The organism is Amycolatopsis sp. lyj-90 (assembly GCF_046549035.1).
GTDB lineage: Bacteria > Actinomycetota > Actinomycetes > Mycobacteriales > Pseudonocardiaceae > Amycolatopsis.
The window spans coordinates 867,061-879,265 of the sequence record NZ_JAJPWP010000002.1; the positions used below are offsets into that span (position 1 = coordinate 867,061).

Here is a 12,205-nt window from a genome sequence, read left to right on the forward strand (position 1 = left end):
TGCGGGCTCCTTCGCTGGTGTGTCGAGCCCTCAGGACATGGTGTTCTTGCTCGCGTTCGATTCACGCGGACGTTCGTTCAGCTGCCGAGGGCGGCCATCGTCGCGCTCAGCATCGTGGCGGCCAGCATCGGTGGCGCAAGCGGCATACGGCTGCGACGAAGGCCCCAGCGTTTCGTGAGCAGCCCGAGTACGGCGAGCAAGGCGGCCAGCAGGTAGGAGCCGACGATTCCGGCCAGGAGCCATTTCCAACCCAGCCAGCCGAGCAGCATCCCCAAGCTCGGCGCCAGCTTGACGTCACCGGGGCCTGGATCGCCGGTGAGGAGGAACGACATGAACAACACCCCGCCCCACACCACGGCGCCGACGAGCGCCATGGTCAACGACGGCACTAGATCCGCGAGCAGCGCTACTGTGACCAGCGTGATGGCCATTCCCGCCCCCAAGAGGCCGGTGAGCCGGTCCGGAACCCGGTGTTCGACCACGTCGACAGCGGCGGCCGGCACGCCAAGCACCAGAAGAAGGGCGCCTGCGGCAATCAGGCTGGGTGGCCAAACCGCGGCAGCCGCACCAAGCACGGCTGCCGCGGCGACGATCGCGACGTAGTGGAAGCGCTTCGGCGGCGCCTTGAGAGTGGCGCGGAAGAGCAGCGCCGAGACCGTGGCCAATACGCCGCCGAGAGTGAGCCCGAGGACGATGCGCAATTCGATGCTCATCAACGTGCCGGTGCCCTCAGGTGGTCCATCTGGCGATGGTCACATGGGCTCCAGCCGAATCAACCGTCACGTCGCCCGACCGTGTGAACGTCCTGTCAGGAGCACTAACCGGATCTCGGCGCCATACCAAGACCCGGCTTCGTCCGAACGTGCTCGGCGGTAGTGCCAACCTGGATGGTTCGATACCGCAAGCCCTCGACGGCACTCGCAGGTTGTCGCGCACCACCAACCGGGCCGCACGCGCAAACCCGTGTGGCCGACCGGCGGAAAGTGCTCGGCGAGCGCTCCTCTCGCCTTCGTGAGGATCTCGCCCAGAGAGGAACCGCGAACGAGCAACTGCCCGTGCGCCTCGTGATGTTCGACGACCCATTCGACGTCGCTCAGCTGGGGTTCCGAAGTCGCGCTCATACTCTAGACAAGCCGAGGTGAAGGTCGGCTTGATGCGCTCCGGCTCAATCGTGCTCAAGCACTTCAAGTGCCTCACGTTCTTCGGCTGAGATCGTGGTCATCCACGTATCGAAGTCCTGCAGGATCTGGAGCCGGCCGGACCGCGCCCGCTGGACGGTCACAGTCGAGCCGCCGGCGAGTTGAAGCTGGAGCCGAGAGCCATCACACCGCGCTGAAGCGACGTGCAGCGCCCGACGTCGAATGACAGCCGGATCGAAGACGGGCAACCGCGTCTCCGGATCCTGGGAGGCCCCGATGAGTGGCCGGATCCAGAAGAGAGCGGGCTCGTCCACATCCCGACGTACATGCCTGGCCAGCGCGACCCGCTGGTCACCGTCGATGACGAGTTCGGCACCGGGATGCAGGTCGTCAGCCCGTTTCTGGGCGCGGCCGGTGACCAGGTTCTCGAAGATGCGCCCGGCCTCGTCGAGGTCGATCTCATGATTCACGGGTCATCTCTCCTTCATACCTTCAGAACGTCGTCGATCGGCTTACCGGCGATGTGCGTGATGCCTTTGGCCGTGAACATGGCTTGGATCTCCTCGCGCTGTGCCTTGCTCTCGCACAGGATTCTCGACGGTCCTTCGGCCCCCAGCAGGTCGATGCCGTCACCGAACATGACCTCGTTGGAGGGATTCGTGAAGTGGGCGATCTTGAATGGGTCTCGCGTGGACGACGCGTACTTGCCGGTCTTGGAGGGATTGACGGCTCCGTAGGTGTCCGCGTTCGCGCCGTAGTAGTCCGCGCGGTGCATCAGCCGCTCGGGCTGATCCCACACCAGCTTCGGGCCGGAATGTGACGAGGGCTTGCCCAGCACGCGCAGGAAGACGGAGCTCGCTCCGCCGGTGAGTTTGTCCTGGTCCTCGCTCATACCGACGCCGCGGCTCACTCCCATCAGCGTCCGCCGCTCGGTGGAGGCGAGCACACCGTTCGCCAGCATCGCCTTCAACCCCGACGCCGAAGTGGCGTGAACCAGCGCCTTGCCTTTGAAAGCGGCCGTAAGCATGGTCATCGAGTTGCCGACATCGAAACGGTTCCAGGTGAGCCAGCCACCGGACCGACGAGGAGCGGGATCGTACCCCGCGGTGGCGGAAAGGGCCCCGCCGTCGTGGTGCCCAGTCGCCTTCGCAACGGCTTCGCGCAGGACCTTCACCTTCGTTGGCAGTGCCTGCGTGTGCGCGTCCAGCTGGATGTCCTTGGCGAACCGCGCGAGCTGAGTGTCGTTCAGGCCGACAGCGAGGTGGGCACGCTCGTGGAAGAGCTCCTGGCGCATCATCTCCTCGAGTTGATCACCGGTCGCGATGGCTGCCTGCACCTCGGCCTTGTCCGCCAGGTTCTGGGCTTTGACGTTCGCGGCGAGGTAGCCGTATTCGCCTTCGGCCTGGGTCATGGGGCGGTTGGCCAGGTTGAGCTGCCCAAGCCGTTTGACCACGTCCGGGCCGTGCCCCTCGCCTGCGGGCGCGATGATCTCGAGCCGGCCGCGCAAGGAGAACTCCGCCGTCATCGGCGAGTTGATGCCATAGGGCCGGTAGACGGCCTGAAACCCATCGCCGAGGTTGATCACGTACTCCTTGCCGGCGACCTTCTCCCACCGCGCGACGCCGTTCCAACTGGCCTGACCGGTTTCGGTGTCCAGGGTCGGCCTGATCCGGGTCGCGTCGCGTAGAAGGCCGGCGACGCGGTGGTCACCGGTCTCGCTCGTGAGCACGGGCGTCGTCACCGTGACGGTCGCGACGCCTTCATGCAGGTACGGGTTGACGTGACCAACGGCCTTCGCTGCGGCGGCCGCCGACTCGACGTCGGCCAGTTTCGCCGCGTAATGCGCGAGCATTGCGGAGTCCGCCGGCCCTGGGCTGTCGCCGATGTCCATGGCCGCGGCCTCCGCCGCCTTCTTCGCGTCAACAATCTTCTGCTTCGTTGTTGACGGCAGCTTCCCGACGGAGAGGTCTCCCTCTTTGAGGTGGTGGTTCACGCTCTTCGCGGCCGCGATGATCTTTTCAGCGAGTTCGTGCTGCTCGTCGACCGGCAGCCGGCCGTGAACGATCTGCTCGACCTGGATCGGGGTTGTCTCCTTCGTGACGTTGATGGCGTCAAGCAGCTTCTCTTCCGCCTCCTCACTGACCCGTGCGTGCAGAACGGTGCGTGGGCCTTCGGCGCTGGCGTAGCTGACGAGAGTGGCGCTCGAGGCGTGCAGGTCGGTCCCGCCCACCAGAATCGGCTCGCCGAAAGGCTTGCCGACGTCAGGTGTCTCCGGGAGGGGTGGCAGCGGCTGAGCACCTGGTTCTGGGGAGCTATCCGGTTTTGACGGTGTCTGGACGTCGAGGGCGCTCTCCTCGTCGAGAGGCGCCGGCTCGGCCGACGGGCTCGACGGCGTGATCGAGTAACTCGTGTGAGCCGTCTTGGAGTTGGTACCCATCAGGTCTTCCCCGCGTGCTGAAGGGCCGCAGCGTTCTCCAGCTTCAGCTCACCGAGGAAGAACTCGGTGAAGTCCTTGCGCAGGCTCTTCTTACGCTCGACCGCGTAGTCGAGGAAGGCTTCCGCTATCTGTTTCGTGGTCACCGAGGTTTCGGCGACGCCATGGTGCTTGGCCGCCTTCGCCCGCATCGCCGGCGCCCACTTCATCTGCTTCTGCGCGGCTCCGGCGTAGGCGGCCGACCGCAGCATTCCGCGCCACTCCGCGTCAGGAACCGCTTCGAGGTGCTTGATCACCGAGTGCGCGGCCGCGGGGTTGATCCGTACGCCTTTGGCGAGCTTGCCTTCCTTGAAGGCGTCGTACGCCCGGTGGTAGACGGCCGTCGTGTTGTTCGGCCGGAACGCCATCGACAGCTTGTCCTGGCCGTAGAACTTGAACGACTGCCCATGGTCGATCGGGACGAGACCACCCTCTCCCGTCCGGAGGACGTTGCCGGCGTGCGGATCGTGGTTTCCCAGAGCCCAGCTCGCGACGTGCAGGCGGACGATGTCGTCGATGTCGGTTTGCGACCAGGTGGAAGGGTTACTGGACATCTCGGTCGCGCCGACGAGCATCGGTTGCACGGAGGCCGGCTTCCCGTTGACCTTGGTGGCGAATACGGGGACCACCGGCAGACCTGCACGTTCAAGTGCCCTCGAGGTAGCGGCCTCGGCTTCGATGACCGCGCCGCCCCGAGAAGTCGCTTCCCCCTTCGCGAGCCAGGGCTTGCCGTCCGGCCCGGTATGCAGCGTCTTCGGATGTGTCCCGCCAAGTTTTGCGGGCTTGCCCGTTCCGAAGTCCCAGGCCGCGACAGCAGCTGGATCGACCGACTTCGGTAAGGCCGAGAGAGCGGCCTTGGTCTGTTTCAACGCCGAGAGCATCTCGGCGTGCTGGCGGCCGAACACGCTCCTGGGCGCAGCCAGAATCGGCGCCTTCGCGGACTTCCGTGCCTTGGGAGGCAACGACTTCGTACTGTTCTTGAGACCGATCTTCTCCTGCAAGCTGTGTTTCAGTGACGCGACCGCCGCGCTGGCCCCATAAGCCTGATGGACGAGGAGCTTCTTGCAGAAAGACTTCGTCGCAGCCGCGGCTTGATCAGTCGTGAGGAGGCCAGTGGAGACGACGAACGCTCGCAGGTCTTTCAGTTCTTGCTGGTCTGTCCACAGCGCTACTTCGGTTTGCGCGATCTGGAGGGTCTCGTTGTGCGCCAGTGTCGGCTCGACGGGTTTCCAGCCACCCATGTTTTTGTAGGTGACTCCCGCCTGGTGCGCGTGGTCGAGGAACTTGGTCATCGCTGTCATGCCACCTGGGGCCGCGAGGCTGGGCAGGCCAGTGTGGCCCAGTGCGTTGTGCAGGTCGGCAATGTTGGCTTCGAACGTCACTTTCGTGGCCGCGCGCTCGACGGCGAGGGCCTGGAGGTCGTGCCGTTCCTGTTTCTCGGTCGACGCTCGCAGGAGCTTCAGAACCTGTTGGGCATTGAGCACCTTGGCCTGGAAAGGCGCAATCTGATCGTGGTCCTTCGCGGCTTGTATAGCGGTGGAAAGTTCGTGCGGTGAAATGTCGGTGAAAGCTTGATCGACTTGATGCTTCGCCGAGGACCGGATCGCCTCCAGGTCGTCCAGCGCGGGGTTGTGCGCGGTCGCCAGCTTGTTCTCCGCCGCGATCAAAGCCGAGACGAGGTCGGGGTCGGCCCACGAGCCGTTGCTCTTGGCGGTATCGACAGCGCCGGCGGCGGAGTTGATCGTTTCCTGCGCTGCCTGAACCTCGGCGGCGGTCGCCGTCCACGACAGGAACCCCGGAGGCACGTAATGGCTTGGCGTAGCGACCAGGCTCGCGTCGAGTTGTTGCCACTGCTCCAGGGTTTTGCCGCCTACTGTTTCACCGGAGAACAGAGTCACAATTCTGTCGATCGCGACACTCTGGATCATCTTCTTCGTGCCCGCGTCGTCCGGATAGGACGGATCGAGCCAGTGCACCAAAGGATTTCCCGTGGACTCGGACAACCCCACCAGAGCTGGGTGCTTGAATCCGCGGGCGGCGGCGAGTTCCTTGAGCTCATCCGATGTCAGGCCGTTCAGGAACGACTCGCAGTGGATGTGCAGCGCGTCCTCGAACTCAGTGGGATCACCGCTGAGTTTCGCGATTTCTTCTTGCGCCTCACGGACTGCTTCCGCGAACATCGCATACCGTTCTCCGATGTCATCAGGTAGGTCGAGTGAGGTTTGCTCGAATGGGTTGCCTGGGTCGACTCCGTTGAGCACGAAGCCTTCGACGACCGACAACGCAATTTCAGCGTCCGTCCACTTCGGGCCAGCTTCGGGTGACGTCTCCTCCGCTGTCGAGGGCCCGACGGCGTAGGCCGCGTGCGTGGTCTTGGAATTCGTTCCCATGGAGAGTCGCTCAGCCGGCGCTACCGAGCAGGTCGTCGAGCTGGTACTGAACGGCTGCAGCGAGATCCGGCGCCGAGGGGACGAGGTCGACGCGTGCGGCGGGTGCCGTGAGAGAGTTCTGCCAGATTTCCATGTGGGCAACGAGGTCATAGACCGGTGTCGATGCGATGCGCTTCCGCCAGGTGAGGCAGCGTTGGTACTCCCGCGGGACCCATTCGATGTGCCGGGAGAGCTGGCCGTCGTCCTCCTGGTCGATACCGAGAACCGCAACGACAGTGGTGGCGGCTCCATACTCGGACGACCAGCCGAGAAGAATCCAGAGAGTCCGCTGCATCAGTTGCCTCCTTCAGGTAAGAGCGAAGCCAGGTAGCGCACCGAGCTGGCGAAGGCGTCCGGGATACGGGCTTGCAGGTCCTTGCGCCCTTCCGGAGTCATCACGGCTCCATGAAGCGCGTACTGCGCCGGGTTCTGACTGACGAGAATCAGCCTGGCGCCGAACAGCTCGACGGCGGTGGCGATGCGGTCTTGGCGTGACAGGCCGGTGATGATGACCGGGAGGCCGTCCGGGATGTTCTCCGCGAGCCAGCTGAGGCCCGGCAGTGCCCAGGTTTCCCAGTTCTTGTTCTCGCGCACGGTCTGGAGGTTGATCGCGATGGCGGGCGGCGCGGTTTCGGCGATCCACGCGGCGTACCGCTGGAGGTCCTCGAGCCGGAACCAGTAGAGGTTCGGAACGGCCGGCAGACGGGCCCGGGCGAACTCTTCCGCGAGCAGGAGCGACCTGCGCATGTTGATGAGGTGTTCGGCGCGGGGCCAGTTGCCGTAGATCGAGTAGTTGGGAGCCAAGACGAGATCGAACTTGAGCGCCGCCAGCCTGTCGAGCAGACGATCACGGTGCCGGGCCGTCCAGAACGCTTCAACCAGCGGGTCCTCTCCATATCCAGAGAGGACGATCAACGTTTTGCGCGGAAGACCCAACGCTTCCGTGGCAGTCGCCGCTCGGTCCCACCGTGGGTAGATTGCGTGTGTCCGCGGAGAGAACACTCGACGAAGTCCGACGGCGTACGCGGGCCAGCCCAACGCGGCGTCGAGGTGGCCTGCGTTGGATCCGTCGACCTGCGGGATGAAGGAGGGCAAGCCTTCGGGCAAGCGGCCACGGAGGACGATGTCGTCGAATTCGAGGGTCTCCCCTACGTCGGCCATCCACGTCTGGATGTCGCTTCGGGAGCCGCATCGGATCGGGCAGCTCGAGCACGCGATTCCCGTCTGCCCGGTTTCCGCGCGTGCGCAGCCGCAGTAGCTGCAGTCCGAGTTGCACCCCGAGCACACCGGCGCGATGACCGCACCCGGTTCGGCATCAGTGCCCGCGTACCAAGGGCAACGCCTGCAGTCGCACCGCGCGGCCGGCGCGGTGCCGGTGGGTAGGCCGAGGAAGACGGACACGGGGCTCACTCCGTTCCGTTGAGTTGATCGGCCAGAAGGCGGAGTGACGCCATGTCATGCGAAGAGAGTCGAGCGCCGCGAGCCAGTGCGGCGACCAGGAGTCGAAGACTGTCGAGGGTGTTGTCGACAAGTCGTTGTTCCACTAGCGAGACGGGTACATCGGCGGGTGCTGACGAGTCTGCGCGGAGTTTGTCGGCACGTGCGATGTCCGCTTGTTCGTGCAGGCGCCCGGCTTCGGCCAACGCTTCGTCAGGAGTAACAGCCGGATCGGCCGCGACGGTCAGGGCCGAACTCAGCAGCCGGGTTCGCTTGGTCTTCTTCACCGCGGCCCAGATGTCCTGGGCCGCCTGCGCTCGCCCGCGGTTGAGCTCGATGAACCGGATGCGGGTGTTGAGACTGATCTTGGCCTCGTCCATCTCTTCCGCGATCTCGCGGGGCATCTCGGCGAACGCGCGCACCAGCTCGCGCGCCTTCCGAGGAGTCAGCTGCAGGCCGAGACGGGTCAGGACCTGGGACCACGGCGCGGCGCATTTCTTGTCGGCGCCCCGGATGCGCTCCATGGCGGAGAATCGGGCGATCGGATCATCGATGGCGTAGACGTCTGCGGGGACCTTGTAGCCGTACGCGATCAGCTTGCCCAGCAGCACAGCGCAGCGATCGAGGACAAGCGCGGCCGCCAGCTCGCCGGGGCGCAGGTCCTCACGAGCAAGGTTTTCGACCAGCTGCCAGATCCGGCGTTCCTCATCCGACAGCGGTCCGGGACAGACGACCGCCGGGAGTGCGGTGAAGTGCGGATTATCCGGCTTGTGGACCACGCCCCACCGGCAAGCTCTCAAGCGCCGCTCCCCCGCCGTCAACCGCATGACAGGAGCCTTGTTGTCGCCAGAGTCCACTTCCTCGACGAGCACCGGTTGCAGGACGCCTACGGTCGCGATAGACGAAATCAGGTCAGCGAGTTCTTCCGGCGCGGTGCTGTCGCCTGGCGCTCGTCCCTGCACGTCCGTGAACGGAGTGCCATCGCCTCGCAGCGGGAGCAAGGTGAATCGACGCTGGCGCAACCGGGATGAAAGCCCGAGCTGCTCCACGAGGTCGACCGGCACCGGCTCTGTCACGATCCACCGGACCTGGGCCAGGCGAAAACGGACGTCGGCGCGGCGCTCTCAGCGAGGAGCGGGAGCGCGATGTCCGCCGTCGGGCCGGGATCTCGAAGCCTCCGCAAGGTCGTACCCAGCGCACACACGCGATCGCCGGCGAGCGCCAGGCCGTGCATCGCTTGCGCGTAGGCCCGCAGGTCCGCGAGCCGGCGCTCGAGAACGTGCTCGGCCGCGCCGGACAGGACGATGAGAAGCCGGGGGTAGCGCGCGTAACGGCTTCGCCATGCGGGGCGCCCAGCCGAGCTCGGCTTCCCTGGGATGTAGTCGTGGTACTGGACGTAGGAACGAAGCTTCTGTGCCAGCCGGGCCACGGGCATCGTCGCACGATCCAGCTCGATGAAGTACGTGCGCTGCGACCGCCGCCCGTCCTCGTCGAGGACGTAGTCGAGGACCGCGTCCGCGATGACAACGCCCTGGCGCCGTCCACGGCCGTCTCGAAACCGGTGCGCGACCTCCGGAGTCCACGACAGCGGGCCGCACTCGTCCCTATGCCGGCGGGCAGCAGCTGTGAAGGCGAGCCCGACTTCGACGACGTCGAGAGAGTGTTCCTGCAGTAGTTCCACCACCGCTGCCCGCGGGATCCGGTACGGGCGCGCTTCCACGCGTCCGGACTCTTCGACCAGTTCCGCGCCGGTTTCGGTGACGTGCCAGGTCCGGGAAGCGTGGTGCCGGTGTAGGCAGTCGGCGAGCCCATCTGCCTGTAAAGCAAGGAGTTTGTGCTGGATGGTGCGGATCGGTGTCGTCGGAGCGATCAACCGGCGCATCTGCTCGGTGGAGACCATGCGGTGCCAGTAGAGAACGACGAGCGCCTCGCGCTTGAACGGGTCGAGACTTGGCATTGGTCACTCCACCGTCGACTCGGGTGCGGACAGCCCGATTCCTGCGCCGCTCCCGCGGGAAGGCGGTCGCCCTCGCCTCGAGCGAGAAGCAGGCTGGTTGCCGCGCAAGGCGTCGAGGATGCGGTCATCGAGGTCCTCGAGTTCGTCGAGGACCTCACCTATCGGCCTGCGGGTCAGGTTCCGGTCGAGGCATCGATCGACGTCGTCGTTCCATTCGGGATGGAAATGGTCGGCGAACTCGTCATCCACATGCAGGCCACGGATCTTGAACGGTGTCGTGCGCTGGCCGCCGAGCGTCACGGTGACGACGTGGTGGAACTGTTCGAGTTCGGTGATCGTCGCGGGCTGGACGAGGCCGCCGTACTCGCGTGCCACGGTCCGGGCACCGTCGATCGCCGCGGCACTGGTCATCAGTAGCGACTGGTTCTGCAGCAGCGCCCTGCGGGTCTCCGGAGCGAGCCGGTCGGGCATCTGGTTCATCGCGTGCAACGCGACCCGGTACTTCCGCAGCTGTTCGAGAATCGCGGCGAGATAGCCACGCGACGCGCCGTCGACCGCGGCGAGCTCGTCGACGAAGGCGTCGCACCTGCGGCGCTGATCGACCGGGATCTCCGCGCGCGACCGGCCGGCGCGGAACAGGTCGTAGATCATGAATGAGGTGATCAGCTTGTTCGTCTCACCGGTACCGGTGGTACAGACGAAGACGATCTTCCCGGTGTCCATGGCCCGGCGGACGTTGTAGGTGGTGACCGAGGAGCCGAGGAAGGCGGACAAGGTGGGGCTGGTGCGCAGCCGGTTGATGATGTTGGTGACGACCGTGGTCGCGTCGGGCGCAAGCTTGGGGAAGGAGTCAGTCCAGTAGCGACGGATGCTTGGCTTGAGAACGCGCAACACCTCGTCACGCCAGGAGTCGTCGTCGAGGAGCGTCGGGATCTGGAAGATGGTCGGCGCGCACTCAGGAGGAAGGCGCATCGCGAGGTAGCAAAGCGCCTCGCACGCCTTGGTCAGGATCGACTTCGCGCGAGGGGCGGCATCTCCCCAGCCCAGCGCGGTGGCGAACGAGGTGACAACGGCGTCGACGCGGTCCTCGATGTCCTCCTCGGAGAAGCCCTGCATGCTGAGCGGGTTCCAGCCGGGCAGCCGCTTCTCGCGGCCACGTACGTCGAGATTGACCTCCCACAATCGATTCCGCAGTTCTGGATCTGAAAGATACGGTTTCGCCCGTTTCCAACCATCTGCGTGCGGATCCAGGAACCAGACGCCTCCGCCGAGCCGAGCGATCTCGATCGCCTGCACGAGAGCTTCTTCGGTCTTGCCGAAGCCGGCCTTCCCGAACCTCGCCGAGAACAACAGCTCGCGGACCGGGACCCCGACGAGCCGATCCTCACCGTTGACGTCCGTGACGTAGCCGAGCCGGACCAGCCCCACGCCTGGCTTGTAGCGCGGGATCTCGCGAGGAGCTGGCATGACCCAACCACGGCTGCGCGCGATCACCGGCGACTGACAGCGTCCGGACGGCGGCTTCAGCAGCGCCGCAATCTCGCCGGCCGTGACGAAGGATTTCCTGCGTGGCTTGGCCAAGCCGGTCTCGAAACGCCTGTCGAAGAGCCGGCGGATCAAGACCGTGTCCGCACCGAAGTGCCAGCCCAGTACGCGCATCCCGCGAACTCGCCAGTAGTTGTCGCCGCGGTAGACGTCGAAGGCGCCGATCACGCTCCGCAGGTGCGCCTGGGCGCGGCCGGGGATCTCCGAGCGGCAGCGGATCAACAGCTGGACCGCGAACACTGGTTCGTCCGTGGCGAACTTGTTCAGTACCGGCGTTTGCTGCCGCGGCGCTGGGCGTCCGCCTCCGCGCGCCGTCGGCATGAACTCACCGAGCACTTCTCTGGCCACGTCGGCAACTCCGCGGGCCAGCGCGCGTCCAGCCGTTTCCTGCTGCTTCGCCGCCTGGCGCGCGAGGTGCCGGATCCTCGCGGGAGTCAACGGAATGAGGTCCAGGCATACGTCGACCCCTTCACCGAGGTCTGGCCGAACATCGCCCAGCGCGTTCGCCAACGCCTGAAGGGGGTCGTCAGGACGCAGCGGCAGAGACTTGAGTGCGAGGTGAGCCGGCCTTGCCAAGATCAGCTCCGCGCGAGCAAGGTGCACCTGCGGTTTCGGCTGCTCAGCGGACGGCGATGTCTCCCTCATCGCGCGCCTCCGGCCGCGGGGAGGTCGTCTCTCCGGTGAATGTCCAGGGAGACATCACCCCGTTCGGATCGGCTACGCCGGATCTCCACCTCTGGATAGGAGAGCTTGTTGATCACGCCGGTGATCGACTCCCGGCCCTCCACGCTCATGGTCATCTTGCCGAGGTACTCGTCGGTGCTGAACCGGATCCGGACGCCGACAGCGCCCTTCGGTACCCAGCCATGTACCGGCCGGACCCTGCCGAGCTGGTGAGCGAACGACAGGACGCCCTGAAGCGATGGGTCGAACGTGGCGGTCGGGAGGAGGTCGAAACGAACTCTGGAGCGGAGGTGGTGGGAACGGAAGTGTCGGTGGAGGACGAAGACCGCGATCAGGATCGCGACCACCGCGGCGGTCACCCACCACAACGCGGGCTCGGCGAGCACGTGGTGGGGATCGAGTGCCTTCGGCACGCTGGTTCCCTGGATGGCCTGACGGCCGTGGGGGAACATGTCGGCATTCCAGGGCGAGCTTGTCCATGGGCGATAACCAGCGAAAAGACTTGAGACGCGATCCAGCGTCAACGTCGGGTCAACCGCCC

At 65.6% G+C, this 12,205-nt stretch carries 10 protein-coding genes; all 10 read right to left on the minus strand.

Annotated features, from left to right (window positions below; genetic code table 11):
- Positions 1-77 precede the first annotated feature (77 nt).
- The 10 genes from ACLJPX_RS09860 to ACLJPX_RS09905 all read right to left on the minus strand — a co-directional run bounded on the left by ACLJPX_RS09860 (position 78) and on the right by ACLJPX_RS09905 (position 12,116).
- Positions 78-713: a prepilin peptidase gene (locus ACLJPX_RS09860; protein ID WP_410599803.1), complete on the minus strand. Its 636-nt coding sequence runs from the start codon at positions 711-713 to the stop codon at positions 78-80.
- Positions 714-1,165: 452 nt separating this feature from the next.
- On the minus strand, positions 1,166-1,609 hold the full coding sequence (locus ACLJPX_RS09865) for a hypothetical protein (RefSeq protein ID WP_410599804.1): 444 nt from the start codon (positions 1,607-1,609) through the stop codon (positions 1,166-1,168).
- Positions 1,610-1,623: 14 nt separating this feature from the next.
- On the minus strand, positions 1,624-3,576 hold the full coding sequence (locus tag ACLJPX_RS09870; RefSeq protein ID WP_410599805.1) for a hypothetical protein: 1,953 nt from the start codon (positions 3,574-3,576) through the stop codon (positions 1,624-1,626).
- A complete protein-coding gene (locus ACLJPX_RS09875; RefSeq protein ID WP_410599806.1) occupies positions 3,576-6,002 on the minus strand; it encodes a hypothetical protein in 2,427 nt (808 codons plus the stop codon). The genes ACLJPX_RS09870 and ACLJPX_RS09875 overlap by 1 nt, the downstream gene beginning before the upstream one ends.
- Positions 6,003-6,012: 10 nt before the next feature.
- Positions 6,013-6,336 (minus strand): hypothetical protein, encoded by a 324-nt coding sequence (locus tag ACLJPX_RS09880; protein ID WP_410599807.1) that lies wholly within the window; start codon positions 6,334-6,336, stop codon positions 6,013-6,015.
- Positions 6,336-7,442, minus strand: a complete 1,107-nt coding sequence (locus ACLJPX_RS09885) for a hypothetical protein (RefSeq protein ID WP_410599808.1) — start codon at positions 7,440-7,442, stop codon at positions 6,336-6,338. Before ACLJPX_RS09885 ends, ACLJPX_RS09880 begins: the two co-directional genes overlap by 1 nt.
- A 5-nt stretch (positions 7,443-7,447) precedes the next feature.
- On the minus strand, positions 7,448-8,554 hold the full coding sequence (locus ACLJPX_RS09890) for a ParB/RepB/Spo0J family partition protein (protein ID WP_410599809.1): 1,107 nt from the start codon (positions 8,552-8,554) through the stop codon (positions 7,448-7,450).
- Entirely contained in the window at positions 8,551-9,435 is an 885-nt protein-coding gene (locus tag ACLJPX_RS09895; protein ID WP_410599810.1) for a replication-relaxation family protein, read from the minus strand. The genes ACLJPX_RS09890 and ACLJPX_RS09895 overlap by 4 nt, the downstream gene beginning before the upstream one ends.
- 3 nt (positions 9,436-9,438) lie before the next feature.
- Positions 9,439-11,625: an ATP-binding protein gene (locus ACLJPX_RS09900; RefSeq protein ID WP_410599811.1), complete on the minus strand. Its 2,187-nt coding sequence runs from the start codon at positions 11,623-11,625 to the stop codon at positions 9,439-9,441.
- A complete protein-coding gene (locus ACLJPX_RS09905; RefSeq protein WP_410599812.1) occupies positions 11,622-12,116 on the minus strand; it encodes a hypothetical protein in 495 nt (164 codons plus the stop codon). The genes ACLJPX_RS09900 and ACLJPX_RS09905 overlap by 4 nt, the downstream gene beginning before the upstream one ends.
- Positions 12,117-12,205: the final 89 nt, after the last annotated feature.

Coding starts and splice junctions, on each gene's coding strand:
- ACLJPX_RS09870 (WP_410599805.1), bottom strand. CDS start 3,576: ATGGGTACCAACTCCAAGACGGCTCACACGAGTTACTCGATCACGCCG.
- ACLJPX_RS09860 (WP_410599803.1), bottom strand. CDS start 713: ATGAGCATCGAATTGCGCATCGTCCTCGGGCTCACTCTCGGCGGCGTA.
- ACLJPX_RS09900 (WP_410599811.1), bottom strand. CDS start 11,625: ATGAGGGAGACATCGCCGTCCGCTGAGCAGCCGAAACCGCAGGTGCAC.
- ACLJPX_RS09875 (WP_410599806.1), bottom strand. CDS start 6,002: ATGGGAACGAATTCCAAGACCACGCACGCGGCCTACGCCGTCGGGCCC.
- ACLJPX_RS09880 (WP_410599807.1), bottom strand. CDS start 6,336: ATGCAGCGGACTCTCTGGATTCTTCTCGGCTGGTCGTCCGAGTATGGA.
- ACLJPX_RS09895 (WP_410599810.1), bottom strand. CDS start 9,435: ATGCCAAGTCTCGACCCGTTCAAGCGCGAGGCGCTCGTCGTTCTCTAC.
- ACLJPX_RS09905 (WP_410599812.1), bottom strand. CDS start 12,116: ATGTTCCCCCACGGCCGTCAGGCCATCCAGGGAACCAGCGTGCCGAAG.